Source organism: Cupriavidus sp. 05N40 (assembly GCF_056397305.1).
The window spans coordinates 1-26430 of the sequence record NZ_JBFTND010000098.1; the positions used below are offsets into that span (position 1 = coordinate 1).

At 67.9% G+C, this 26430-nt stretch carries 24 protein-coding genes; 18 read left to right on the forward strand and 6 right to left on the reverse strand.

Annotated elements, in window-relative coordinates; translation table 11 throughout:
• Positions 1-652: hypothetical protein (locus AC1DO7_RS22245; protein ID WP_477116579.1), on the reverse strand; the 652-nt coding region annotated here is incomplete at its 3' end.
• 234 nt (positions 653-886) lie between these two features.
• Here AC1DO7_RS22245 and AC1DO7_RS22250 point away from each other — a divergent pair.
• The 8 genes from AC1DO7_RS22250 to AC1DO7_RS22285 all read left to right on the forward strand — a co-directional run bounded on the left by AC1DO7_RS22250 (position 887) and on the right by AC1DO7_RS22285 (position 9050).
• On the forward strand, positions 887-1450 hold the full coding sequence (locus tag AC1DO7_RS22250; protein ID WP_441616937.1) for an HdeD family acid-resistance protein: 564 nt from the start codon (positions 887-889) through the stop codon (positions 1448-1450).
• A 384-nt stretch (positions 1451-1834) separates the two neighbouring features.
• Positions 1835-3622, forward strand: a complete 1788-nt coding sequence (locus AC1DO7_RS22255; protein WP_477116574.1) for a glycosyltransferase family 39 protein — start codon at positions 1835-1837, stop codon at positions 3620-3622.
• The gene (locus AC1DO7_RS22260; RefSeq protein ID WP_441616941.1) at positions 3619-3990 is read left to right on the forward strand and encodes a DMT family transporter; all 372 of its coding nucleotides are present in this window, start codon (positions 3619-3621) and stop codon (positions 3988-3990) included. The genes AC1DO7_RS22255 and AC1DO7_RS22260 overlap by 4 nt, the downstream gene beginning before the upstream one ends.
• Before the next feature lie 34 nt (positions 3991-4024).
• Positions 4025-5188 carry a DegT/DnrJ/EryC1/StrS family aminotransferase gene (locus AC1DO7_RS22265; RefSeq protein WP_441616943.1) on the forward strand — a complete coding sequence of 388 codons (1164 nt, stop codon included), beginning with the start codon at positions 4025-4027 and terminating at the stop codon, positions 5186-5188.
• A complete protein-coding gene (locus AC1DO7_RS22270) occupies positions 5167-6162 on the forward strand; it encodes a glycosyltransferase (protein WP_441616945.1) in 996 nt (331 codons plus the stop codon). The genes AC1DO7_RS22265 and AC1DO7_RS22270 overlap by 22 nt, the downstream gene beginning before the upstream one ends.
• Positions 6150-7100, forward strand: a complete 951-nt coding sequence (locus AC1DO7_RS22275) for a formyltransferase (protein ID WP_441616947.1) — start codon at positions 6150-6152, stop codon at positions 7098-7100. Before AC1DO7_RS22270 ends, AC1DO7_RS22275 begins: the two co-directional genes overlap by 13 nt.
• Positions 7097-8149, forward strand: coding sequence for a bifunctional UDP-4-keto-pentose/UDP-xylose synthase (locus AC1DO7_RS22280; RefSeq protein ID WP_477116575.1), 1053 nt, complete (start codon positions 7097-7099; stop codon positions 8147-8149). The genes AC1DO7_RS22275 and AC1DO7_RS22280 overlap by 4 nt, the downstream gene beginning before the upstream one ends.
• Before the next feature lie 10 nt (positions 8150-8159).
• A complete protein-coding gene (locus tag AC1DO7_RS22285; RefSeq protein ID WP_441616951.1) occupies positions 8160-9050 on the forward strand; it encodes a polysaccharide deacetylase family protein in 891 nt (296 codons plus the stop codon).
• 49 nt (positions 9051-9099) lie between these two features.
• Here the strand turns inward: AC1DO7_RS22285 and AC1DO7_RS22290 are convergent, their stop codons facing one another.
• Positions 9100-11595, reverse strand: a complete 2496-nt coding sequence (locus AC1DO7_RS22290) for a heavy metal translocating P-type ATPase (RefSeq protein WP_477116576.1) — start codon at positions 11593-11595, stop codon at positions 9100-9102.
• Between the two features lie 214 nt (positions 11596-11809).
• On the opposite strand from AC1DO7_RS22290, the gene czcI reads away from it, so the two are divergent.
• The 4 genes from czcI (at position 11810) to AC1DO7_RS22310 (ending at position 18501) form a co-directional block, all read left to right on the forward strand.
• Positions 11810-12241 carry a cation efflux protein, CzcI family gene (czcI, locus tag AC1DO7_RS22295; protein ID WP_441616955.1) on the forward strand — a complete coding sequence of 144 codons (432 nt, stop codon included), beginning with the start codon at positions 11810-11812 and terminating at the stop codon, positions 12239-12241.
• A gap of 74 nt (positions 12242-12315) precedes the next feature.
• Positions 12316-13632 carry a TolC family protein gene (locus AC1DO7_RS22300; RefSeq protein WP_441649720.1) on the forward strand — a complete coding sequence of 439 codons (1317 nt, stop codon included), beginning with the start codon at positions 12316-12318 and terminating at the stop codon, positions 13630-13632.
• Positions 13633-13661: 29 nt separating this feature from the next.
• Positions 13662-15260, forward strand: coding sequence for an efflux RND transporter periplasmic adaptor subunit (locus tag AC1DO7_RS22305; protein ID WP_477116577.1), 1599 nt, complete (start codon positions 13662-13664; stop codon positions 15258-15260).
• 13 nt (positions 15261-15273) lie between these two features.
• Entirely contained in the window at positions 15274-18501 is a 3228-nt protein-coding gene (locus AC1DO7_RS22310; protein ID WP_441643250.1) for a CusA/CzcA family heavy metal efflux RND transporter, read from the forward strand.
• A gap of 105 nt (positions 18502-18606) precedes the next feature.
• Here AC1DO7_RS22310 and AC1DO7_RS22315 read toward each other — a convergent pair whose 3' ends face one another.
• Positions 18607-20043, reverse strand: coding sequence for a heavy metal sensor histidine kinase (locus tag AC1DO7_RS22315; protein ID WP_441616963.1), 1437 nt, complete (start codon positions 20041-20043; stop codon positions 18607-18609).
• Between the two features lie 10 nt (positions 20044-20053).
• The gene (locus AC1DO7_RS22320; protein ID WP_441616965.1) at positions 20054-20731 is read right to left on the reverse strand and encodes a heavy metal response regulator transcription factor; all 678 of its coding nucleotides are present in this window, start codon (positions 20729-20731) and stop codon (positions 20054-20056) included.
• Between the two features lie 180 nt (positions 20732-20911).
• Between AC1DO7_RS22320 and AC1DO7_RS22325 the strand changes: the two genes are divergently transcribed.
• The 6 genes from AC1DO7_RS22325 (at position 20912) to AC1DO7_RS22350 (ending at position 25556) form a co-directional block, all read left to right on the forward strand.
• Positions 20912-21421, forward strand: a complete 510-nt coding sequence (locus tag AC1DO7_RS22325; protein ID WP_441616967.1) for a hypothetical protein — start codon at positions 20912-20914, stop codon at positions 21419-21421.
• An 86-nt stretch (positions 21422-21507) separates the two neighbouring features.
• Positions 21508-21861: a hypothetical protein gene (locus AC1DO7_RS22330; RefSeq protein WP_441616968.1), complete on the forward strand. Its 354-nt coding sequence runs from the start codon at positions 21508-21510 to the stop codon at positions 21859-21861.
• 9 nt (positions 21862-21870) lie between these two features.
• Positions 21871-23355, forward strand: a complete 1485-nt coding sequence (locus tag AC1DO7_RS22335) for a TolC family protein (protein ID WP_477116578.1) — start codon at positions 21871-21873, stop codon at positions 23353-23355.
• Between the two features lie 2 nt (positions 23356-23357).
• Positions 23358-24659, forward strand: coding sequence for a multicopper oxidase domain-containing protein (locus AC1DO7_RS22340; protein ID WP_441616972.1), 1302 nt, complete (start codon positions 23358-23360; stop codon positions 24657-24659).
• A gap of 8 nt (positions 24660-24667) precedes the next feature.
• The gene (locus tag AC1DO7_RS22345; protein WP_441616974.1) at positions 24668-25156 is read left to right on the forward strand and encodes a cupredoxin domain-containing protein; all 489 of its coding nucleotides are present in this window, start codon (positions 24668-24670) and stop codon (positions 25154-25156) included.
• A 46-nt stretch (positions 25157-25202) separates the two neighbouring features.
• Positions 25203-25556, forward strand: coding sequence for a copper-binding protein (locus tag AC1DO7_RS22350; protein WP_441616976.1), 354 nt, complete (start codon positions 25203-25205; stop codon positions 25554-25556).
• A gap of 35 nt (positions 25557-25591) precedes the next feature.
• On the opposite strand, the gene AC1DO7_RS22355 is transcribed toward AC1DO7_RS22350, so the two are convergent.
• Together AC1DO7_RS22355 and AC1DO7_RS22360 are read right to left on the reverse strand one after the other, a co-directional pair.
• The gene (locus AC1DO7_RS22355; RefSeq protein WP_441616978.1) at positions 25592-25903 is read right to left on the reverse strand and encodes an H-NS family nucleoid-associated regulatory protein; all 312 of its coding nucleotides are present in this window, start codon (positions 25901-25903) and stop codon (positions 25592-25594) included.
• Positions 25904-26294: 391 nt separating this feature from the next.
• A partial coding sequence (locus AC1DO7_RS22360; RefSeq protein WP_477116580.1) for a phosphatidate cytidylyltransferase occupies positions 26295-26430 on the reverse strand: 136 nt, incomplete at its 5' end.

Below are 26430 nucleotides of genomic sequence, written 5' to 3' on the forward strand. Positions count from 1 at the left end.
CGGTATCGATCATCTGGCGCTTGCCGACATGGCGGGTACCGACGTTGATCGACGCGTACAGCGCGCGCATGCTGCCGATGACGTCATCCCCGCCGAGCGGATAGATCTGCAGCGACACGCTGGATTCGAACATCTCGCCATCGATCGTGCCGCCCTCGCGGACATCCGTCCCCGCGTAGTTGAACACGCCCTGCCCCCGGAATGCCGCCTCGCCATACATGCGGGCATAGCGTCCCTGCGCGTTGATCACGGCATGCTCGCTCTCGATGCTGGCACTGGCGGTACTGGTGCGGCGCTCTATATTGACCATATGGACCTGGTCCATGATGACCGGCGGCCCCATCAGGGCGGACAGCGCCGACTTGGAGCGCACTTCGAGCTGGGCCCGGCAGCCGGCGTCGTTCCTGGTGGTGTGGCGCAGCGTCATGGTGATCGACGTGGGCATGTCGCCGTCGCCTTCCATCTGCACCCGCGCGCCTGAGCGGAACCAGGGCGCATCGCACAGGACCGCCGCCGAGCGCGCCACGGCTTCCATTGGAACCTGTGCCGCGACCTGGCTGGCCGCAGCCGCAGCCGTGGCCGTGGCTGTAGCCGTAGCCGTAGCCGTAGCCGTAGCCTGGGCGAGCGCGGGCCCGCCGTGCGCCAGCAGCATCGCCGCCAACGCGGAAGCCCCGGCCAATTGCGCCTTTATGCTCACATGAATCCTGTCTAGAATGAGTTCACGCCCCCGCTGGTTCCGGCAAGGCACCTGCGCGCCGGGGCAGGCAGGCGTCGCCGCCCGCTCTGGTTAGAAATTAGCGCTTTTTCGCTGGCTTGTCTTGTCGGTCTTCGTCCGTGCAGGCCAGTGCTCGCCCGGGCCAGCTTGCAGCTTGTCAGGGAGGTATCCATGCTTCACTACTACGCCAAGCTCTGGTGGGTCGTCGGCCTGCGTGGCATTTTCGCTGTGCTGTTCGGCATTTGCGCGTTCTTCGCGCCCATAGCCACCCTGGCCGCGCTGGTGCTGGTGTTTGGCGCCTTCGCGGCCGCCGATGGCGTGACCGCCCTGGCGATGGCCATCTCCGGCAGCCAGCGCGAGGCCAGCGACCGCGGCATCCTTGCACTGCAAGGCTTGCTTGGCCTCGGCGTGGGCCTGCTGACCTGGTTCAGCCCGGTGGTCACGGCATTCTCGCTCCTGCTCTATATCGCAGCCTGGACGCTGGCCACCGGCGTGCTGCAGATCGTGGCCGCCATCCGCTTGCGCAAGGACATTCCCAATGAATGGTGGCTGGTGCTGGCCGGCCTGGTGAGCATCGTGTTCGCTTTCCTGTTGCTATGGCAGCCGCTGGCCGGCGCGCTGGCGCTGTTGTGGATGATCGGGGCCTGGGCGCTGGTTTGCGGCATCCTCCTGATCGGTGCCGCCCTGCGCCTGCGCAGCGCCCGCAATATGCCGACTGCGCCGCTTCCGGGCTGACATGCCGCTTGTCCGGGTGACGCTTCGGCTTGCCTGCCCGCCCGAGCGGCGGCGGGTGCGGGCTGTCGTGCTAACATTGCGCGCCGCGCCACATTGAGGGCGCGGTTTGCCGTTTGCCAATCCAGCCCAGGCGGCCGGCGCTGGCAAGCGCTTTGGCCTTGTTGTCCACCAAAGCGACGGCTGCTGCGTTGTGATGTGTTCCCTGCATGCGAGCCGCCCCCGAAACAGATAAATCGGGCTGGCCATTGGCACGCGATGCACGGGCGCACCCACGGCCGAAACCGGCGTTCCGGCGGCACGGCAAGGCACCAGGCCTTGCCGGGTCCGGCCAGGAATCGCCCGTCATCAGTGCATGACGCCCATCCGACCGTTTCCAGGAGACGTATGCGTAGTTCCGTGACCTCGCGAGAAACCTCGCGAAGCACCGCACAAGGTGTTTCGCAATCTGCCGGCCTGCCCACCACGGCGATTATCCTGGTCAGCCTGTTTATTCTCCTGGTTTGGTTCGGCACGCTCGAGGCGCGCCATCTGCTGCGCTCCGACGAGGGCCGCTATGGCGAGATCGCCCGCGAAATGTTCGCCACCGGCGACTGGGTCACGATCCGTTACAACGCGCTGAAGTATTTCGAGAAGCCGCCCTTCCACATGTGGGTGACGGCGCTGTCGTACACGCTGTTCGGCGTGGGCGACTGGCAGGCACGGCTGTGCGTGGCGCTGTCCGGCATGGTCGGCCTGGTGGTGTCGATGCTGGCGGCATCCCGCTGGTATGGCGCCCGCGCGGCGCTCCTGACCGGCCTGGTGCTGGCTGCCGCACCGATGTGGAGCGTTGCTTCGCACTTCAATTCGCTCRACATGACGCTGTCCGGCGCCATGGCCTGCGTACTGGCCTTCATGCTGCTGGCCCAGCACCCCGACGCCACCCCGGCCGGCCGCCGCTACTGGATGTGGGCCTGCTGGGTGGCCATGGGCGTGGCGATCCTGACCAAGGGCCTGGTGGGCATTGCGCTGCCCGGCCTGGTGCTGGTGATCTACACGGTGATCTCGCGCGATTTCGGCCTGTGGAAGCGCCTGCACCTGGTCAGCGGCATCGTCCTGATGCTGATCGTCACGGTGCCGTGGTTCTGGCTGGTGTCGGAGCGCAACCCCGAGTTCCTCAATTTCTTCTTTATCCATGAGCACTGGCAGCGCTACACCTCGACGGTGCACTCGCGCAAGGGCGCGCTCTGGTACTTCGTGCCCCTGCTGGTGGCCGGCTTCCTGCCTTGGCTGGGCCTGATGCCGCGCATGTGGCAGGTGGTGCGGGGCGAACGCGTGGACGCCCGCGCTGCCGCGGCGCGCGGCACGGCCGCCAGGCCGTTCCAGCCGGCGCTGCTGCTGGCCGTGTGGGCCATTGCCATCTTCGTCTTCTTCAGCCTGTCGGGCTCCAAGTTGCCCGGATACATCGTGCCGATCTTTCCCGCGCTGGGAATGCTTGCGGCGGTGGCGCTGCAGTACATCGACGAGCGCAACTGGCGCCGGCAGCTCAACGGCATGCTGGTGATCGCCGCCATCGGCCTGCTCGCCAGCCCGTACGTGGCCACGCTGAATTCCGACAATACGCCCAACGAGCTGTACCGGCTGTTCGCGGTCTGGGTCGGCGCGGCCTTCGTGCTGATGCTGGGCGGAATCTTCCTGGCGCGGTGGCTGCTGGCGGCCAAGGGCCTGATGGTAAGCATCACGGTCTACGCCCTGGCCATGCTCAGCAGCTTCACGGTCGCGCTGCTCGGTCACGAAGTGATGGGACGGCCGACCTCCGGCGTGGACATGGTGCCGGCCATCGAGGCCGTGCTGACCGACGACATGCCCATCTATGGCGTGCGCATGCTGGACCACACCCTGCCTTACTACCTGCGCCGCACCACCATCATGGTGGAATGGCCGGACGAGCTTGAATTCGGCACCAAGCAGGAACCGCAGAAATGGCTGCCCAGCCTGGATGCCTTTATTGCAAAATGGCAGGACGGCCAGCATGCCGTAGGTATCATGTCGGCCGCGACCTACCGCCTGCTGGAAGAGCGCAAGGTGCCGATGTACAAGATCGGGCAGGACAAGCGCCGCGTGGCGGTCACCAATTTCCCGCCGCCCGGCCAGGCGCCGGCGGCAACCCAGCCAGAACCGAACCGCGCGCCATGACGCTATCGACTTTCGCTTTCATCTTTACCGGCGTGCTGCTCAACGCGTGCGCGCAGCTGCTGCTCAAGGCTGGCACCAACGCCGTGGGCGCCATCACCCTGGAGCGCGCCACGCTGTTCACCACGGCGCTGCGCGTGCTGACGCAGTGGCCCGTGCTGGCCGGCCTCACGCTCTACGTGGTGAGCGTGGGCGTGTGGATCGTGGGCCTGTCGCGCGTGGACGTCTCCATTGCCTACCCGATGCTGTCGCTCGGCTACGTGGTGAATGCGCTGGCGGCCTGGTGGCTGTTCGGCGAAATGATCGGCCCGATGCGCGTGGCAGGCATCCTGCTGATTCTCGCCGGCGTGTTCCTGATTGCCCGCTCCTGATCACCGTACCATTGCACCAACAAGCCTGACCGCCATGACCGCACCCGCAGCCCAAGATTTCCTGCCCTTCGTGAAGCCGGTGATCGACGCCGACGCCATTGCCGAAGTCGGCAAGGTACTGGCCTCGGGCTGGATCACTTCCGGCCCCAAGATGCACGCGTTCGAGGATGCGCTGTCCGCGCTCTTCGGCGGCCGTCCGGTGCGCACCTTCGCCAATGGTTCGGCAACCATGGAGATCGCCTTGCGCGTGGCCGACATTGGCCCCGGCGACGAGGTCATCACCACGCCGATCACCTGGGTGGCGACCGCCAACGTGGTGGTCGCGGTGGGTGCAAAGCCGGTTTTCGTCGATATCGACCCGCGCACGCGCAACCTCGATCTCGACGCCGTGGAAGCCGCCATCACGCCGCGCACGCGCGCCATCATGCCGGTCTACCTGTCGGGCCTGCCGGTCGACATGGACCGCCTCTACGCCATCGCGCGCAAGCATGGCCTGCGCGTGATCGAGGACGCCGCCCAGGCCATCGATTCGCGCTGGCGCGGCCAGCGCATCGGCGCCTTCGGCGACCTGGTCAGCTTCAGCTTCCAGGCCAACAAGAACATCACCAGCGTCGAAGGCGGCTGCCTGGTGATGAACTCGCCCGAAGAAGCCCTGCGTGCCGAGCGCCTGCGCCTGCAAGGCGTGATTCGCACCGGCATGGACGGCATGGATGTCGAAGAACCGGGCGGCAAGTTCAACCTGACCGACGTCAATGCCGCCATCGGCCTGTCGCAGCTGGCACACCTCGACCGTGTCACCGCGCGCCGCGCCGAACTGGCCGAAGCCTATTTCCGCTGCGCCGCCGACGCCGGCCTGGCCGAGCTCGGCATCGAGCTGCCGCTGCCGCGCGACGGCGAACTGGCCACCACCAACTGGCATATGTTCCAGGTGGTGCTGCCGGCCGCGCGCATCGAGGGCGGCCGCACCGCCGTCATGGAAGGCATGCGCGAGCGCGGCGTCGGCACCGGCGTGCACTATCCCGCCCTCCACCTGTTTTCTTACTACCGCTCCCTTGGCTGGCGCGAAGGCATGCTGCCACATGCCGAGCGCATCGGACGGGGCATCGTCACTCTGCCGATGTTCCCTGCCATGCAGTCCGCCGACGTGGAACGGGTCTGCGCAACTCTCAGCGAAACATGCAAACGCCTCCTCAAATAAGCCCCGTCGAGGTTTCCGTCGTCATTCCCGTCTACAACGAGGAAGACGGCCTGCAAGCCCTGTTCGACCGTCTCTACCCGGCGATGGACAGTCTCGCCTGCAGCTACGAGATCATCTTCATCAACGACGGCAGCCGCGACCGCTCGGCGCAGATCCTGGCCAGCCAGTACCGCCTGCGCCCCGACGTCACGCGCGTGGTGCTGTTCAACGGCAACTTTGGCCAGCACATGGCCATCCTGGCCGGCTTCGAGCAGACCCGCGGCAAGATCGTGATCACGCTGGATGCCGACCTGCAGAACCCGCCGGAGGAAATCCCGCGCCTGGTGGCGACCATGCGCGAAGGCCACGACTACGTCGGCACCATCCGCCGCGAGCGTAACGACACGGCGTTCCGCCGCATTGCCTCGCGCGCCATGAATCGTTTGCGCGAGCGCATCACGCGCATCAAGATGACGGACCAGGGCTGCATGCTGCGCGCCTATGACCGCGACGTGGTCGACACCATCAATGCCTGCCGCGAAGTCAATACCTTCATCCCCGCGCTGGCGTACACGTTCTCCTCCAATCCGGTGGAAATCATGGTGGAGCACGAGCAGCGCCACGCCGGCGAATCCAAGTACTCGCTGTTCCAGCTGATCCGGCTGAACTTCGACCTGGTGACCGGCTTCTCGATCGTGCCGCTGCAATGGTTCTCGGCCATCGGCACCTTGCTCTCGCTGGCTTCGGCCGGGCTGGTGGTGGTGCTGCTGGTACGCCGCTTCCTGCTTGGCGCGGAAGTCCAGGGTGTGTTCACCCTGCTGGCCTTCAACTTTTTCCTGGTGGGCATCATGCTGTTCGGCATCGGCCTGCTGGGCGAGTACATCGGCCGCATCTACCAGGAAGTACGCAACCGCCCGCGCTACCGCATCCAGGCCGTGCTGGAAGGCAACCCCGAACAGCAGAAAATCGCGGAGCCCTCATCGTGCGCGCAGTAGTCTTCGCCTATCACAACGTCGGCGACCGCTGCCTGCGCGTGCTGCATGCGCGCGGCGTGGAAGTGGCGCTGGTCATCACGCACCGCGACCGCGCGGACGAGAACATCTGGTTCCGCCGCGTCGCCGATACCGCCGCCGAGCTCGGCATACCTTTCACCTATGGCGAAGATCCGCGCGACCCCGCGATCGCGCAGGCAGTGGCTGCCGCGCGCCCGGACGCGATCTTCTCCTTCTACTACCGCTCGATGATTCCCGCGGCGGTGCTGGCGCTGGCACCGCGGGGCGCGTTCAACATGCATGGCTCGCTGCTGCCGAAGTACCGCGGCCGCGTGCCGGTGAACTGGGCAGTGCTGCACGGTGAAAGCGAAACCGGCGCGACGCTGCACGCCATGGAAGCCAAGCCGGATGCCGGCTATATCGTCGACCAGACTTCCGTGCCGATCCTGCCGGACGACACCGCGGGCGAAGTCTTCGAGAAGGTGACCGTGGCGGCCGAGCAGACGCTATGGCGTGCCCTGCCCGCCATGATGGCCGGCAATATCGTCCAGTTGCCCAACCGCCTCGCCGAAGGCAGCTATTTTTCCGGCCGCAAGCCGGAGGACGGCCGCATCGACTGGCAGCAAGGCGCCGCCCAGGTCTACAACCTGGTGCGCGCCGTCGCGCCGCCCTATCCCGGCGCCTTCACCGACGTGGGCGGGCGGCGTTTCGTGGTGGCACAGGCGCGCCGCCCGCATGGCAATCCGGCCGCTAGCGCCGGGCTGCCCGCCGGCGCCCGTCCCGGCCTGCACGTGGCAGGCGGACAGATCATCGGCTTGTGCGGCGACGGCGGCACGATCCTGATCCAGGCATTACTCGACGCGGGTGCACCGGCACAAGCCGTTTCGCCCGACGTACTCTCTACATTTCTTACTGCACAATCCAAAGAGGAAAACCGATGAAAAAGGTCCTGATTCTTGGCGTCAACGGCTTCATCGGCCATCACCTGACGCGCCGCATTCTCGAAACCACGCCGTGGGAAGTCTACGGCATGGACATGTCCAGCGATCGCCTGGGCGACCTGATCGATCACCCGCGCATGCACTTCTTCGAAGGTGACATCACCATCAACAAGGAGTGGATCGAGTACAACATCCGCAAGTGCGACGTGGTCCTGCCCCTGGTGGCCATCGCCACCCCGGCCACCTACGTGCGCCAGCCCCTGCGCGTGTTCGAGCTCGACTTCGAAGCCAACCTGCCGATCGTGCGTGCCGCCGTGAAGTACGGCAAGCACCTGGTGTTCCCGTCCACCTCCGAGGTGTACGGCATGTGCCACGACGACGAGTTCGATCCCGAGACCTCCGAGCTGATCTGCGGCCCGATCAACAAGCCGCGCTGGATCTATGCCTGCTCCAAGCAGCTGATGGACCGCGTGATCCACGCCTACGGCATGGAGCAAGGCCTGAACTACACCCTGTTCCGCCCGTTCAACTGGATCGGCGCCGGCCTGGACTCGATCTTCGAATCGAAGGAAGGTTCCTCGCGCGTGGTGACCCAGTTCCTCGGCCATATCGTGCGCGGCGAGCCGATCAAGCTGGTCGACGGCGGCGCGCAGAAACGTGCCTTCGCGGACATCACCGACGGCATCAGCGCCCTGATGCGCATCATCGAGAACCCGGAAGGCGTGGCCACCGGCAAGATCTACAACATCGGCAATCCGGCCAATATCCACTCGGTGCGCGAACTGGCCGAGATGATGCTGAAGATGGCCGCCGACTACCCGGAATACGCCGAATTGGCCAAGCAAACCCAGATCGTGGAAACGTCTTCGGGCGACTTCTACGGCAAGGGCTACCAGGACGTGCAGMACCGYGTGCCGAAGATCGACAACACSATSGAAGARCTGGGCTGGAAGCCCTCGGTCGGCATGGAAGACGCGCTGCGCGCGATCTTCGAAGCCTACCGCGGCAAGGTGGTGGAAGCGCGTACCCTGGTCGACTCGGCCAACTAAGGCGCGCCCGATGGCCCGTATCGCCCTCAAGGTCGACGTCGACACGCTGCGCGGTACCCGCGAAGGCGTGCCGGCGCTGCTCGCCATGCTGGCCCGCGTGCGGGCCGAGGCGACCTTTCTCTTCAGTCTCGGGCCGGATCACACCGGCTGGGCACTGCGGCGGGTGTTTCGCCCCGGCTTCCTGCAGAAGGTGTCGCGCACCTCGGTGGTCTCCAACTACGGCCTGCGCACGCTGATGTACGGCGTGCTGCTGCCCGGCCCCGACATTGGCCGCAAGGGCGCCGCCGAGATGCGCGCGGCGCGCGCGGCCGGCCATGAGTGCGGCATCCATACCTGGGACCACGTCTACTGGCAGGACAATGTGCGCGGGCGCGATGCCGCCTGGACCCGGCGCCAGATGCAGAGCGCCTTCGACCGCTACGTGGATATCTTCGGCGAGGCGCCGCCCACCCACGGCGCGGCGGGCTGGCAGATGAACGACGAGGCCTTCCGCCAGATCGACGACTGGGGCATGGTCTATGCGTCCGATGGACGCGGGACCGCGCCCTACATTCCGACCGTCGACGGCGTGGCGTGCCGCCACGTGCAGATGCCGACCACGCTGCCCACGCTCGACGAGCTGATCGGCACGGATGGCCTGACCGAGGACAATGTCCACACCGCTGTCCTGCGCCTGAGCGAAGGCGAGCGCGATCATGTCTTCACGCTGCATACCGAGCTGGAAGGCGGCAAGCTGGCGCCGGTGTTCAACCGGCTGCTGGACGGCTGGCGCGCGCAGGGCCACGAGCTGGTATCGATGGCCACCTTTTACCGCCACCTGGACCGCTCGGCCCTGCCGCAGGCCCCGGTGACCTGGGGCGCCATCGAAGGCCGCAGCGGCGAGCTGATCATCCAGCCCTGAGCCGCACCGGAATGACTGCCGCGCCCCCTTTCCCGGGGGCGCGGTCGTTTTATCCCCGCCCCGCCTTGGCCAGGCGCAGGCCGTTGAACACCACCAGCAGGCTCGCGCCCATGTCGGCGAACACCGCCATCCACATGGTGCCCAGGCCGAGCGCGGTCAGCACGAGGAAAACCGCCTTGATGCCGAGCGCCAGCACGATGTTCTGCTTCAGGATCGCCGAGGTACGCCGCGACAGGCGGATGAAGGCGGGGATCTTGCGCAGATCGTCGTCCATCAGCGCCACGTCCGCGGTTTCGATGGCGGTGTCGGTGCCGGCCGCGCCCATGGCGAAGCCGATATCCGCGCGCGCCAGCGCGGGCGCGTCGTTGACGCCGTCGCCCACCATGCCCACCACCACGCGCTTGCCGCTGCCGGCCGCGCGCGCCTGCCCTTCGCCACCTTTCACGCTCAGCGCGGCGATGGCATCCGCCTTGTCCTGCGGCAACTGGTTGCCGCGCGCCTCGTCGATCTGCACCTGCCCGGCGATGGCCTGCGCCGTGTGCGGGTTGTCGCCCGACAGCATCAGCGTGCGCACGCCCAGCGCATGCAGCTCGGCCACTGCCTGGCGGCTGCTCTCCTTGACCGTGTCGGCCACGCCGAACAGGGCCTCGACACCGTGATCGGCACCGAGCAGCACCACCGTCTTGCCCTGCCGCTCCAGCGCTTCCAGCGTGGCCTCGAGTTCGGGCGAGCACAGCCCGCGCTCATGGATCAGGCGGTGGTTGCCGAGATAGTAGGCGCGGCCGTTGACGGTGCCGCTCACGCCGTAGCCGGGCAGCGCCGCGAAGTCCCGCACATCGAGCAGCGCGATGCCTGCGGCGCGCGCGGCGCTGGCCACCGCCATCGACACTGGGTGGTCCGAGCGGCCCGCGAGGCTGGCCGCGACCACGCGGGCCGCGTCGCTCGCCGCGGCGCCACCCGCGACGACTTCGCCCAGCGGCAGGTAGTCGGTCTGCACCGGCTTGCCGTGCGTGATGGTGCCCGTCTTGTCCAGCGCCAGCCACGCTAGATCCTTGCCCTGTTCGAGATAGACCCCGCCCTTGACCAGGATGCCGCGCCGCGCCGCCGCAGCCAGTCCACTGACAATGGTCACCGGCGTCGAGATCACCAGCGCGCACGGGCAGGCGATCACCAGCAGCACCAGGGCCTTGTAGATCCACGCGCTCCAGTCGCCGCCCTGCGCCAGCGGCGGGACCACCGCCACCAGCACCGCGCCGAGGAAGACCAGCRGCGTGTACACGCGGGCAAAGCGGTCGACAAAGCGCTGCGTGGGAGCGCGGCTGCCCTGCGCGGCCTCGACCGCGTGGATGATGCGCGCGAGCGTGGAGCCGCTGGCGGCCGCGGTCACTTCGTATTCCAACTCGCCGGCCTGGTTGATGGTGCCGGCGAACAGCGCATCGCCCACGCCCTTGTCCACCGGCACGCTCTCGCCTGTGATCGGCGCCTGGTCCAGCGTGGACTGGCCGCGCAGCACCCGGCCATCCAGCGCCACGCGCTCGCCCGGGCGCAGCCGCACCAGCGCGCCGATGGACACCGCGCGCGCATCGACCGCCTGCCAGCTGCCGTCCGCCTGCTTTACCGTGGCCTGCTCGGGCGCCATCGCCATCAGGCCGCGCACCGCATTGCGCGCCCGGTCCAGCGACGCCGCCTCGATGCGTTCTGCCAGCGCGAACAGCACCATCACCATGGCCGCTTCCGGCCACTGCCGGATCAGCATCGCGCCCGTCACGGCGATGCTCATCAGCGCATTGATATTCAGGTTGCCGTTGGACAGCGCGATCCAGCCCTTCTTGTACACGCCGAGGCCGGCGATGGCGACGGCCAGCAGCGCCAGCACCGGTGCCAGCCAGTCCTGCCCCGGCACGTGCAGCCATTCCACCGCTTCCGCGCCCAGCGCCGCTGCGCCGGCAAGCGCCAGCGGCCACCACGGCCTGGCGGCCTGYGGCGCCAGTTCGGCCGCCTGCTCCGACAGCGGCTCGGCCTTCATGCCGAGGCTTTCGATGGCGCGCACCACCGGGTCCAGCGAATCCAGCGTGTGGTGCACCGTCAGCACGCGCTGCATCAGGTTGAACTGCAGCGCGGCTACCCCGGCCATGCCGCCGAGCTTGTTGCGCAGCAGGGTTTCCTCGGTCGGGCAGTCCATCGCATCGATACGATAAGTGGCCATTGCCGCGCCCGCCGGCACCGCCACGGCGGCTGTCGGCGCTACCCCGGACGACGCGCAGGCGCTGCCGCAGCAGGCCGCCTCGCCGGCGTGGTGGTGCTTGTGGTCGTGTTCGTGGTTGTGGTCGTGCCGATGGCCTTGATGGTCATGCGCATGTGGCGCATGCCGGTGCGCATGCTGTTCACCATCCGGTCCATGCCCGTGCTGGTGGTCGTCGCCATCAACGTGTCCATGAACGTGCCCATGAACGTGCCCGTGGTCATGATCATGGTCGTGCGCGTGGTCGTGGCTGCTGCCCTTCCGGTCACGGACGGCGGTTTGGTCTGGCGTTGCGCTAGGCATGGCGGTGTTCCCTGCTTATTGTGGCTTATCGCCATTTAAGACCCTGGAGCGACTACAGGGTCAAGCCCCGTCTACCGGGCCGGGAATGTGCATGCCATGCCGCTTCGGCCACGGGAACCCCCGGCCGTTTCCGGGCTCGAATCACCGGTCCGCGCCTGCAGGCCACCACTGTCGCCATCTCCCGGGAAATGCCTGCTTATCCCCTGCGTACGTCATGGTCAAACCCGCTGCCTATATAATCCGCCACATGCGCCGGTTCCTGATCCTGCTTTTCGCCCTCCTTCTGCCGCTCCAGTTCGCCTGGGCCGGTGCGGCGGCGTATTGCGGCCATGACGGTCAGCACGGCGGCGCCAATGCCGCGGGCGCAAGCTGGCATTTCGGCCACCACAGTCATGCCCACCAGGGCGCGGCTACCGATCAGCACAGCCCCGACGGCCGGGACGCCAAGGACGGCAGCAGCAAGACCAAGCTGCCGGACCTGGATTGCGCGGTCTGCCATTTCGCCGGCGCGCAACTGGTGCTGCCGGACTTTGCCAGCACGGGCTCGCATCCTGGCATGACCATCTCCTACCACGCGCTTGCCGCGTCATTCCTCTCCGCGCCGGGCGCCACGCCCGACCGTCCGCAGTGGTCGCTCGCCGCCTGACCGGCGAGACGACTCCACCCATCTCCAGACTTTCGTCTCGCCGAGCTTCCCTGGTTTCCTTCCGGTGAAATTCGATGAGAACATTTGTGATGCCGCTCGGGCTGGCGGCAGCTTTGCTCGGCCCGGCCGCGTTCGCGCAGGACGCGGCGCCTTCTTCGGACTTTTTGGCGCCTTCTTTGGCGCATTCTCCTGCGCCTTCGTCTGCCTCCTCTTCCACGCAGGCTGCCGCATCTTCCGCTGAGCCAGCCGGCGCGCTGACATTGGAAGATGCCCTGGCCCTGGCGGCCGAGCGCAACTTCACGCTCTCCGCCGCTGGCCATGAACTGGCTGCCACGGAAGGTGGCATCGCCCAGGCGCGGGTGATCCCCAACCCCGAAGTGGCGGTCCTGTTCGAGGACAACCGCCGCGACACGCGCACCACCACCGCGCAGATCAACCTGCCCATCGAACTGGGCGGCAAGCGGGCCGCGCGCATCGGCGCCGCGCAGAAGGCACGCGAACTGGCCCAGTCCCAGCTTGGCGTGACGCGCACCGACCTGCGCGCCAGCGTGATCGGGAGCTTCTTCGGCGTGGTCATCGCGCAGGAACGGCTCAGGCTGGCGCTCGGTTCGGCCGAAATTGCCGCCAAAGGGGCGCAGGCCGCGGCACGCCGCGTGGCCGCCGGCAAGATCGCGCCGCTGGAAGAAAGCAAGGCGCGCGTCGAGCAAGCCAATGCCGGACTCGAGGTGGCCGACGCCGAAGCGGCTCTGGCCACGGCTCGCCTGTCGCTGGCCAGCCTGTGGGGCAGCGGCGAAGCCCGTTTCAGCGAAGCCGCCGGCAACCTCGATGCCCTGCCCGCGCGCCCTGACGGCGCCATCCTGATGCAGGCGCTCGACGCCGCGCCCGAACTGGCAAGCAGCCGGCTTGAACTGGAGCGGCGCCAGGCCGTGATCGGCGTGGAGCGCAGCCGCCAGTATCCGGACCTGACCGTCAGCCTTGGCAGCAAGCGCGACAACGCCTCGGATCGCGGCACCATGCCGGTGCTCGGCGTGGCGCTGCCGTTGCCGCTGTTCGACCGCAACCAGGGCAACCTGTACGCCGCCATGCGTCAGGCCGACAAGGCCGCGGACGAGTACCGCGCCACGCAGGTGCGGCTGTCCAGGGAACTGCAGCAGGCCGCGCAGCAACTGACCGTGTCGCGCACCTCGGCCGAAACGCTCAGGAGCACGGTGCTGCCTGCCGCCCGGCAAGCATTCGATGCAGCCACGCGCGGCTTCGAAGCCGGYAAGTTCAACTTCCTCGACGTGCTCGATGCGCAGCGTACGTGGTTCCAGGCACGCATCCGCTATCTCGGCGTGGTCGCCAGCGCCTACCAGGCCGCCACCACCATCGACCGCATTCTCGGCCGCTAGCGCCGTCAGGGCTCAAAAGGAATTCCATCATGGCAATGAACACCAAGCAGAAAACGGCCGTCGCCATCATCCTGGCCGGCGGCGCGCTGGCCGGCGCGGCGCTGATTTTCGTCGGGCGTGGCAACGGCGGCGCGGACGGACACGGGCACGGCAGCGGCACCCATGCCGAGGCTGCCGCCCACAATGACAACGAGCATCACGGCGCCAGGCCCGGCGCCGCGCACGACGACGCGGACGCGCACGGCGACGCCGAACACCACGCCAGCACCACCGGCCCCAACGGCGGCCAGCTGTTCCGCCAGGGCGACGCCACGGTCGAAGTGCTGGTGGCCGAAGGCGCCGCCGGCCAGGACGCGCCGCGCATGCATGTCTGGGCCGCGCAGGCAGGCAAGCCGGTCGCACCCGGCAGCGTCAAGATCTCCGGACGCTTGCTGCGGCTCACCGGCGAGGCCGAAACCCTCGCCTTCAGGCCAGCGCAGTCCTATCTGCAGAGCGAAGGCGCCATCGACGAGCCCCATGCTTTCGAAGCCCGCCTGGACGTGACGTTGCCAGGTGCGAGTGCACCGCTTGCCATCAAGCTGGCCAGGGAGGAAGGTCGCATCGAGATGACGCCAGAGCAGATCCAGGGCGCGGGGCTGGCATTGCAGAGCGCCGGCCCGGCGCGTATCGAAKGCACCGTTGCCTTCCCCGGCGAGATCCGCTTCAACGAGGACCGCACCGCCCACGTGGTGCCACGCGTGGCCGGCGTGGTGGAAAATGTCTCCGCCAACCTCGGCCAGCAGGTGAAGAAGGGCGACCTGCTGGCGGTGCTGGCCAGCACCGTGTTGTCGGACCAGCGCAGCGAACTGTTGGCCGCGCAGAAGCGCCTGGAACTCGCCGAATCCACCTTCCGCCGCGAGAAAAAGCTGTGGGAGGACAGGATCTCGGCCGAACAGGACTATCTTGCGGCGCGCACCGCGCTGCAGGAAGCCCGCATCGCCACCCAGAACGCCACGCAGAAGCTCACCGCCATCGGTGCCAGTGGCAACGCGGGCAATGCGCGCGCACTGAACCGCTTCGAGCTGCGGGCGCCATTCGACGGCACCGTGGTGGAGAAGCACCTCGCGCTCGGCGAAGCCGTGGCGGCGGACGCCAATGTCTTCACCATCTCGGATCTCAGCAGCGTATGGGCCGAGTTCGTGATCGCGCCCAAGGATCTGGACCGCGTGCGCGTCGGCGAGAAGGTGCGGATTGCCTCCACGGCCTTCGACGGCAAGGCCGGCGGCAAGGTGTCCTACGTCGGCTCCCTGCTCGGCCAGCAGACCCGTACCGCCACGGCACGCGTCACGCTGCCCAACCCGAAGATGGCCTGGCGCCCGGGGCTGTTCGTCACCGTGGCCGTCACCGATTCCAGCGCCGACGTGCCGGTCGCCATCGACGCGCAGGCGCTGCAGAGCAACGGCGACCAGCAGGTGGTGTTCGTCGTCGTGCCGGGCGGCTTCCTGGCCCAGCCGGTCAAGACCGGCCGCAGCGACGGCAAGCTGGTCGAGATCACGCATGGCCTCAGGACCGGCTGGAAATACGTGGCAGGCAACAGCTTCGTGATCAAGGCAGAGCTCGGCAAGGCCGGCGCCGAGCACAGCCACTAAGGCGGAGACCCTCATGTTCGAACGACTTATCCGCTTCGCCATCGCGCAGCGCTGGATGGTGCTGCTCGCCGTATTCGCCATGGCCGCGCTCGGCGTCTACAACTACAGCCGGCTGCCCATCGACGCCGTGCCCGACATCACCAACGTGCAGGTGCAAGTCAACACCGCCGCAACTGGCTATTCGCCGCTCGAGACCGAGCAGCGCGTCACCTACCCGATCGAGACCGCGATGTCCGGCCTGCCGGGGCTGGAACAGACGCGCTCGCTGTCGCGCTACGGGCTGTCGCAGGTGACGGTGATCTTCAAGGACGGCACTGACATCTACTTCGCGCGCCAGCTCGTCAACCAGCGCATCCAGGAGGCCGCGCGCAACCTCCCGCCCGGCGTGGCCCCGCAGATGGGCCCGATCTCGACCGGCCTGGGCGAGATCTACCTGTGGACCGTGGAAGCCGAAGACGGCGCCAGGAAGCCCGACGGCAGCGCCTACACGCCCACCGACCTGCGCGAGATCCAGGACTGGGTCATCAAGCCACAGCTGCGCACCGTGCCCGGCGTGACCGAGATCAACTCCATCGGCGGCTTCGCCAAGGAATACCTGGTGGCGCCCAGCCCTGAGCGGCTGGCTTCCTATGGCCTGAGCCTGCAGGACGTGGTGGCCGCGCTGGAGAAGAACAACGCTAACGTGGGCGCCGGCTACATCGAGCGGCGCGGCGAGCAGTACCTGGTGCGCGCACCAGGCCAGGTCAGGTCGGTCGACGATATCCGCGAGATCATCGTCGGCAGCGCGCAAGGCCAGCCGATCCGCATCCGCGACCTCGCCGACGTAGGCATCGGGCGCGAACTGCGCACGGGTGCCGCCACCGACAACGGGCGCGAAGTCGTGCTCGGCACCGTCTTCATGTTGATCGGCGAGAACAGCCGGGCCGTATCGCAGGCGGTGGACAAGCGTATGGAGGCCATCAACCGCTCGCTGCCGGAAGGCGTCAGGGCCGTCACGGTTTATGACCGCACCCTGCTGGTGGATCGCGCCATCGCCACCGTCAAGAAGAACCTGGTCGAAGGCGCGGTGCTGGTCATCGTCATCCTCTTCCTGTTCCTCGGCAACCTGCGCGCAGCCGTGATCACGGCCCTGGTGATCCCCCTGTCCATGCTGTTTACCTTCACCGGCATGGTGACCTACAAGATCAGCGCGAACCTGATGAGCCTCGGCGCGCTGGACTTCGGCATCATCGTCGACGGCGCCGTTGTCATCGTGGAGAACTGCGTGCGCCGCCTGGCCCATGCCCAGCAGCACCACGGCAGGCCGCTCACGCGCAGCGAGCGCTTTCACGAAGTCTTCGCCGCATCGAAGGAGGCCCGCCGCGCGCTGGTCTTTGGCCAGCTCATCATCATGATCGTGTACATCCCTATCTTCGCGCTCACCGGCGTGGAAGGAAAGATGTTCCATCCCATGGCCATGACCGTGGTGCTGGCGCTGGTCGGCGCGATGATCCTGTCCGTCACCTTCGTGCCGGCCGCGGTGGCGCTGTTCATCGGCGACAAGGTCGCCGAGAAGGAAAACCGCCTCATGCTGTGGGCCAAGCGCGCCTATGCCCCCCTGCTCGGCAAGAGCATCGCCAACACGCCCGTGGTGCTGACGTTCGCCGCCGTCGCGGTGCTGCTCAGCGGCCTGCTCGCCACGCGCCTGGGCAGCGAGTTCATTCCCAACCTGAACGAAGGCGATTTCGCCGTGCAGGCGCTGCGCATACCCGGCACCAGCCTGACCCAGTCGGTCGCCATGCAGCAGCAGATCGAGACCCGGCTGAAGGCGAAATTCCCCGAGATCGAACGCGTCTTCGCCCGCACCGGCACTGCCGAGATCGCCTCCGACCCCATGCCGCCCAACGCCTCCGACGGCTACATCATGCTCAAGCCGCGCGCGCAGTGGCCCGATCCGCGCAAGCCGCGCGAGCAACTGCTGGCGCAGATGGAAGCCGAACTGGAAACCATCCCTGGCAACAAGTACGAGTTCTCGCAGCCGATCCAGYTRCGCTTCAACGARCTGATCTCCGGCGTGCGCAGCGATGTCGCCATCAAGATCTTCGGCGACGACAACCAGGTACTGGAAGACACCGCGCAGAAAGTCGCCGGCGTACTGCAGGCGATCTCCGGCGCCGCCGAGGTCAAGGTCGAGCAGACCAGCGGCCTGCCGGTGCTCACGGTGGATGTCGATCGCGCCCGCGCGGCACGCTACGGCCTGAACATGACCGATGTGCAGGACACCGTCGCCATCGCCGTGGGCGGACGCGACGCCGGCATCTTCTTCCAGGGCGACCGCCGCTTCAATATCGGCGTGCGCCTGCCCGAAGGCATCCGCGCCGACGTCGAAGCCCTGCGCCGCCTGCCCATCCCGCTGCCCAGGGGCGGCGCCGCGCGCAACGCAGAGGCCGCCCCCACCAGCTACATCCCGCTCGGCGAGATCGCCACGCTCACGCTCGCGCCCGGCCCCAACCAGGTCTCGCGCGAGAACGGCAAGCGCCGCATCGTCGTCAGCGCCAACGTGCGCGGCCGCGACGTCGGCAGCTTCGTCCCCGAAGCCATGGCTGCGCTGGACCGCCAGATCAAGATCCCGGCTGGCTACTGGGTTACCTGGGGCGGCACCTTCGAGCAACTCCAGTCCGCCACCACCCGCCTGCAGATCGTGGTGCCGGTGGCACTGCTGATGGTGTTCGTGCTGCTGTTCGCCATGTTCGGCAACATGCGCGACGGCCTGCTCGTCTTCACCGGCATCCCCTTCGCGCTCACCGGCGGCATCCTCGCGCTATGGCTGCGCGGCATTCCGCTGTCCATCTCCGCCGCGGTSGGCTTYATCGCRCTGTCSGGSGTSGCGGTGCTCAAYGGMCTGGTGATGCTSTCSTTCATCCGCAGCCTGCGCGARGAAGGCAAGGGCCTGGACGAGGCCATCCACACCGGCGCCCTCACCCGCCTGCGCCCTGTGCTGATGACCGCGCTGGTGGCCTCGCTCGGCTTTATCCCGATGGCGATCGCCACCGGCACCGGGGCCGAGGTACAGCGGCCGCTGGCCACGGTGGTGATCGGGGGAATCTTGTCTTCCACCGCGCTGACGCTGCTGGTGCTGCCGGTGCTTTACCGGCTGGCGCACCGGCGCGATGAGTGGGAGAAGGAGGAGAACGAGGAGAAGGAGGAGCGGGAGGAAGCCGGAGCCGGCACGCCAATGGCGCCGGCACTCCCGGAAGGCTGATCGTGCCGTAGCCGAAGTCGTGGCGCAGGGCCATGAGGATGGTCCTGCCGCATGGCGCGCAGAGCGCGCAGCCGGTCCGCAGGCCGCGCGCCGCCGCAAGGCGGCCTACCCGCTGGCGCGTTCCGCCGAGGGGTTCGCTACCGGAAACGACAACTCCAGCACCGTCTCCCCGGGACGGCTGCGCGCGCTGACGCGGCCGCCATGCAGGCGCATGATGGTGTCGACGATCGCCAGCCCCAGCCCGGTGGAAGTGGAAGAGTTGCTGCGCGCGGGATCGCCGCGGTAGAAGCGGCCGAACACATGCGGCAGCGCGTCCGGCGCGATGCCCGCGCCGCCGTTGCCGACCCGGATGGTGGTGGCGGCACTGTCGGCCGTCACGCGGATGTCGACGGCGCTGCCGGCGGGGGCGTGTCGCAAGGCGTTTTCCACGAGGTTGGTCACGGCGCGCCGCAGCAGGGTCTGGTCGGCACGCACGATGCCGTGCCCGGCCAGCCGCACCTTGATGTCGCGGTCCGCGGCCACGGCCTCGAAATACTCCGCTACCTTGTCGAGTTCGGCGCGCGCATCCAGCGCGCGCACCTTCATGGCGACCTGTGCGTGATCGGCGCGGGCGAGAAACAGCATGTTCTCGATCATGCGGGCGAGGCGCTCGTATTCTTCCAGGTTGGACTCGAGCAGGTTTTCGTATTCCTGCACCGGGCGGCTGTGGCCGAGCGTGACCTGGGTCTGGCCGATCAGGTTGCTAATCGGGGTGCGGAAATCGTGCGCCAGATCGGCCGAGAACTCTGAGAGCCGGTGGAAGCTGTCTTCCAGACGGGCAAGCATGTCGTTGAGCGCGTCGACGAGCGCGCGCAGCTCGGTGGGTGCCTGCCCGGCGTCGAGACGCGTGGCGAGCCTGCTCATGGTCACGGCGGAGGCGTCTTCGGCCATGCGCCGCAGCGGCCGCAGGCCGCGCCGCGCCAGCAGGTAGCCAAGGCCGGCCGCCACCGCGGCCCCGCACAGCGTCGCCCACAGCATCTGCGACTGGTAGGCTTTCATCAAGGCGACACGGTAGCCGGCATCGCGCAGCACCACGATCTCGACGGTGCGTTCGCTATCGCCGAGCTGGCCCAGCGCGGCGATGCCGCGCGAGGCCACGCCGTTGCGGGGGTACCAGGTCCGCAGCAGCGTCTTGTCCGGCGCCGCGGTGGCCGGCAGCACCGGGAGTACCGGCACCGGCTCATGGCGCGGATTGAGCGTCACCAGGGGCTCGCCCTGACTGCCACGTACCAGCAGGATCAGGCCTTCGTGGCCGAGCGCGAGATCGGCGAAGCGATGCGTGTCGGCGCGGACCTCGGCTTCGGTGCTGACTTCGCGCAGCAGATGGCGCACCAGCAGCACTTCGCCGACCAGTTCGCCTTCGTCGCGCTCCTGCAACTGGGTAGCGAGCGCGCTGGCCAGGTAGGTGCCCACCGCCACCAGAATGGCCACGGTCGCCGCGCCATAGGCCAGCGCCATGCGGGCAGTGAGCGAAGCGGGCAGGCGCAGCACGGAACGCATCATGACGCCCGGATCATTGCGTATCCTCGTCCTCGAGCACGTAGCCCATGCCGCGACGGGTATGGATCAGCTTGCGGGGAAAAGGATCGTCGACCTTGGCGCGCAAGCGCCGGATGGAGACATCGACGACATTGGTGTTGCTGTCGAAGTTCATGTCCCACACATGGGAGGCGATCAGCGAGCGCGACAGCACTTCGCCACGGCGGCGCGCCAGCAATTGCAGCAGCGTGAACTCCTTGGAGGTCAGTTCGAGCTTCTGCCCGTCGCGCGTGACGCGGCGCTTGACAGTGTCGATCTGCAGGTCCGCCACCTCGATCAGTTCGCTCTCGCGCAGCGGTCCGCGCCGCAGGATGGTGCGGATGCGCATGACCAGTTCGGCAAAGGCGAAGGGCTTGACCATATAGTCGTCCGCGCCGAGCTCCAGGCCCTTGAGGCGGTCTGACAGTTCGTCGCGCGCGGTGAGGAACAGCACCGGCGTATCGCGCTCGCGGCGCAGCTCCTGCAACACCTTCCAGCCGTCCATGCCAGGCAGCATGACATCGAGCACGATGAGGTCGTACTCCTGCCCGCGCGCGTGGGCAAGCCCGTCCACGCCGTCGCGCGCGAGGTCCACCACGAAGCCGGATTCACCCAGGCCCTTGCGCAGGTAATCCCCCGCCTTGGGCTCGTCTTCCACAATCAGTATGCGCATTTCCATTCACTCCTGGCCAGCCAGCGGCTGTCCACCATCCCTCGCGCCGCTCGCAACACACCGACACGCTATACGAGGATTCGCAACGATGGCCGAAGATGTCAGCATTGTCATGTTGGCGTCATGGTCGCGCGGCTTTCAATGCAGGTACAATACCGCATCCATTTTCGCCCGGCCTCGATGAAACGCCTCCTGAGCTGCTTCCTGCTGTGTCTTGCCATGATCGCGCTGCCCGCACAGGGTATCGCGGCGGCAGTCATGATGGTGTGCAGCACGGCGCAGTCGATCCAGGCATCGCCCGGGGCGCTCATGCCGGCCGATTCGCCGGCCATCGACTCCATGATGCTGCGCCACGCCGCCATGAAGTCACAGGCGGAAGCGGCCCTGGCCGGCCATGCCGGCGCGCACTGCGAGGAAACGACGGCCGCGCCGCACGACGTGGACGATATGGCGGATGCCGCCGCCCACCCGGCCCATCCCGATCACCATGCCAAGAGCCACCACGCCGGGCACGGCGCCAACGGCACTTGCAGCGCATGCTCGGCATGCGCGCTCGGCGCGGTAATGCCCACCGTGCTGCCCGAACTCGCGCTGGCCAGCCACGGCCACGCTGCCCCCCAGGCCGCGCTCGCGGCCTTCTCGGGTTTTCTCCCCGCTCCCTCCGACCGTCCCCCCGCCGCACGCTGCTGACACCCGAGGTGCGTCCATCGCACGCTCGCTGAGGTTCGTCTTGCCCCGCGCCGACCATGGCGCAATCCACGAACACTGAGGTTGTCATGCATTTCGTCCGCTTTATGGCGGCAGCGTGCCTGCTGCTCGGGCCGGCCCTGTCATCGGCCCAGCCCGGCAGCGGCGCCAGCGCCAACGCCGCCTCCAGCCCGGCCGCGCCCGCCGATCCACTCGATCCCGGCGCACCCGTGCCGTCCTTGCCATCGCTGGACGTCCTGGCTGGCTACCTGCCATTCCAGGCCCAGGCCGTGGCGCCCTGGCGCCAGACCAATGCGCAGGTAGCACCAGGCGCGCTCCCCGCAAAGGCATCCGATGCCCCCGCAGCCACGCCAGGGCCGGCAGCGCCAGGCAACGGCGGCGGCAGCGCGTCCGCTCCCGGCGGCCACGCCCGCCATCACTGAGGAAGCCGCATGTTTCTCTCCATTCCAGGGTGCTTGCGGGCGGCCGTGGCTACTTGCGCCCTGCTGCTGGCCGGCTGCGCCAGCTTCAGCGACGACGGCGGCTTCGGCACTGCTGCCACTGCTGCGCGCGAACGGCTGGGCACGGACGCGCTGTGGATCCGCTCCGACCAGGAGCGCGCCGACGCCTACCAGCGCACCCGGTCGCTGCTGGCGCAGCCGCTCGATGCAGACAGCGCGGTGCAGGTCGCGCTGCTCAACAACGCTGGCCTGCAGGCCGCATTCGCCGAACTCGGCATCTCGGAGGCCGAATACGTGCAGGCCACGCGCCTGCCCAATCCCGGCTTCTCCTTCAGCCGCACGCGCCAGGGCGACGACCTGAAGATCGAACGCGCCATCGCGGTGGGCCTGGTCAACCTGCTGACGCTGCCGCTGGCGGCGCGCATCGAGCAGGACCGCTTTGCGCAGACCCGGCTGGCGGTGGCCGACAGCCTCCTGCGGCATGCATTCGAAACACGCAAGGCCTTCGTCAACGCGGTCGCCGCGGAACAGGCGGTGCGCTATGCCGAACAGGTCAGGCACGCGGCCGAGACCGGCGCGCTGTTCGCCCGCGATCTTGCGCGCGCGGGCAACGTCAGCTCCCTGGACCATGCACGCGAACAGGCCTTCTATGCCGACGCCACCACCCAGCTCGCCCGTGCGCGCCAGCAGGCGCTGGCGGCACGCGAGCAATTGACGCGCCGCCTCGGCCTGTGGGGCAGCGGCGCGCAGTACCGCCTGCCGGAGCGCCTGCCAGACCTGCCGAAGGCGCGCCCCGCACTCGCCGACCTCGAAGGCTATGCAGTAGGCAATCGCCTGGACCTGCAGGCCGGCCGCGTGCAGCTGGAGAGCCTGGCGCGTTCGCTCGGCCTCACGCGCGCCACGCGTTTCATCAGCGTGATCGACGTGGCTTACCTGCGCAACTCCGAAACGGCCAAGCCCACCGAAAGCGGCTATGCCATCAATCTCGAGATCCCGCTGTTCGACTGGGGCGGCGCGCGCGGGGCGCGCGCCGAGGCGGTCTATATGCAGGCGGCCAGCCGGCTGGCGGAAAACGCGATCAACGCCCGCTCGGAAGTCCGCGAGAGCTACGCCGGCTATCAGGCCCGCTACGATATCGCGCGGCACTACCGCGACGAGGYGGTACCGCTGCGCAAGCGCATCTCCGACGAAGCCCTGCTGCGCTACAACGGCATGCTGCTCAGCGTGTTCGAGCTGCTGTCGGACGCGCGCGAGCAGGTCAACGCCGTCAATGGCTACCTCGACGCGCTGCGCGAATACTGGCTGGCCGAAACCGAGCTGCAGGCCGCGCTTGGCGGCCGCCTGCCCGACGGCGCAGGCGCGCCAGCCAGGCCACCGGCCGCAGCGGCTCCGGCGCGCCCGCCTTCCCTGCCCTCCGCACCGTCTTCCGTGGCCGCCGCCCGCCCGGAAAGCGCAGCCCTGCCCAAAGGAAACTGAACATGGTCACCCGACGACAATTCCTGCATGGCTCCGGCGCCGCCATGCTCGGCGCGGCGCTGGTGTCGCGCGCCGGCGCGGCGATGCTGCCCGAGGCACCGCTGCAATCGAGCACGGCCACGCAGCCGCCGCTGCAGCCCGCCTCCGGCAGGCCCTACAACCCGGTGGTCACGCTCAATGGCTGGACCCTGCCGTGGCGCATGCGGCAAGGCTGGAAGGAGTTCCACCTGGTGGCCGAGCCGGTCGAGCGTGAGTTCGCCCCGGGGATGAAGGCGCACCTGTGGGGCTACAACGGCCAGAGCCCGGGGCCAACCATCGAATGCGTGGAAGGCGACAAGGTGCGCATCTTCGTCACCAACAAGCTGCCGGAGCACACCACGGTGCACTGGCACGGCATCATCCTGCCGGCCGGCATGGACGGCGTGGGCGGCCTGTCGCAGCCGCATATCCCGCCGGGCAAGACGTTCGTCTACGAATTCGAGATGAAGCACGCCGGCACCTTCATGTACCACCCGCACTCCGACGAGATGGTGCAAATGGCCATGGGCATGATGGGCTTCCTGGTGGTGCATCCGAAAGACCCGGCACAGATGCGGGTGGACCGCGACTTCGTGTTCCTGATCTCGGCCTACGACATCGATCCGGGCTCCTACACCCCGCGCGTGGCGGAGATGACCGATTTCAACATGTGGACGTGGAACAGCCGCGTGTTCCCGGGCATCGACAGCCTGCCCGTGCGCCTGGGCGACCGGGTGCGCATCCGCTTCGGCAACCTGACCATGACCAATCACCCGATCCACCTGCACGGCCACCGCTTCGAAGTCAGCGGCACCGACGGCGGCTGGGTGCCGCCGTCCGCGCGCTGGCCCGAGGTCACCACGGACGTGGCCGTGGGCCAGATGCGCGCGATCGAGTTCGTGGCCGACAATCCGGGCGACTGGGCCTTCCACTGCCACAAGTCGCATCACACCATGAACGCCATGGGACACCAGGTGCCGACCATGATCGGCGTCAAGCAGAAGGACCTGGCCAAGCGCATGAACGCCCTGGTGCCGGACTACATGGCGATGGGCGAAGCCGGCATGGCGGACATGGGCGGCATGGAGATGCCGCTGCCGGACAACACCCTGCCRATGATGACCGGGCAGGGTCCGTTCGGGCCCATCGAAATGGGCGGCATGTTCAGCGTGCTCAAGGTGCGCGCAGGGCTCGGCCGCGACGACTATCGCGATCCGGGCTGGTACCGCCACCCCAAGGGCACGGTCGCATTCGAATACACCGAGGCAAAAGGCGCAGGCAAATGACCAGACCGATGAGCAAACTGAAATCCCGCGCGGCAGCCGCGCTGCTGGCCGCAGCGAGCGTCTTCGCATGGTCCCCGGCGTTTGCCGCGGGCGACCATGCCGGACACCATGCCAGCGAGGGCGGCGACGCAATCGGCCAGCCTGGCGATGCGTCCAGGGTCAGCCGCACCATTGTCATCGACATGAGCGACGACATGCGCTTCACGCCGTCGGAGATCGCCGTCCGCGCCGGCGAAACCATTCGTTTCCTGGTGCGCAATGCCGGCCGGCTGCGCCATGAGATGGTGATCGGCAGCGACGCCGACCTCAAGGCCCACTACGCCGCCATGCTGAAGATGCCCGAGATGGAACACGCCGACCCCAATGCCGTCACGCTCGATGCCGGCAAGAGCGGCGAACTGGTCTGGCACTTCACGCGCGGCGGCCGCGTGCCATTCGCCTGCCTGCAACCGGGCCACTTCGACGCCGGCATGCGCGGCCAGATCCGCGTGCGCTGATTACCCCGAACGCCAACGAACAAGGAACAAGGAACAAGGAACCGACATGAAACCCAGCACATCCCTGATCGCCCTGCTCGCGCTGCTGAGCGCCCCGGCCGCGCTGCCCGCGATGGCGGCCGACGCAACCGGCGCGGCCACCGCCAGCGCCACTGCCGCGGCACCGGCCCCGATGACCGAAGGCGAAATCCGCAAAGTGGACGCCGCTGCCGGCAAACTCACCATCAAGCATGGCCCTATCGCCAACCTGGACATGCAGGCGATGACGATGATCTTCCGCGTGCAGGATCCCGCCATGGTCGGGCGGGTGAAGGAAGGCGACCGGGTGCGGTTCAGCGTGGCGCGCGTGAATGGCGCGCTGACGATCACGGCGCTGGAAGTGGAAGCGGCGGCGCAGTAGGCGCGCGCGCCGTTATCCGCTGCCAGTCCCCCGGGCTATTCGACCCGGAAGAATTCCATCGACTGCCCGGCGTTCACCGCGCGCTGCAGCCATTCCGGCCGCTCCCCGGTGCCGTCCCAGCTCTGGCCGAGGGCGTTGCGGTAAAGGGGCGTGGCGGGCCTGGCGACCGCCAGCGATTGTGGCGCCTCCACGACCTCTGCCGCTTCGGCGTCCGGTTCGTCCTGCTCCTGCAGCGATGCGGGAAAGCAACCAGCTTCGACCAAATCTTCGAGCGTGAGGCCGTGGCGATCCATCTGCTCACGGACCCACGCCGCCGCGGCTACTCTGGCTTCATCAGACTCTGACATGACTTTCGTAATTGACTTTGCCGGCGAGGATGGGCCGGCAAAGGGAAGGAAGGGGGCAATCCGGGCGGGTCGAGCCGCGCCTGTAGGCGAGGATTTTACAGGGTCTTGCGCCAATGCTGGAGCAGACATTTCCTACGGCATATTTCACGGCCCTGCGCGCGCCGCCATGGCAGCATCCTTCACGCACCCGGGTGCACGTACCGCCCCATGCCGAGGCAGGCGGCGCGAACCCGGTTCGGCGTGTCCGGGTATACGCCAGGAAGGATGGCCCCGTAGGTCCACCTCCACCGCACCAGCCCGAACCGCCACTGCGCTGGCGAAGCCGCACAGCGGCGGCGCCGGCATGCGGCGTGGCCTGCGCCCGCCCGCGCATGCTTGCGCGTGCACTGGCTCAGGGCACCCACCAGTAACGCGTGACATGGAAGAAAATCGGCGCAGCGAACACCACCGAGTCGAGCCGGTCGAGCATGCCGCCATGGCCCTGGATCATATGGCCCCAGTCCTTGATGCCGCGGTCACGCTTGATG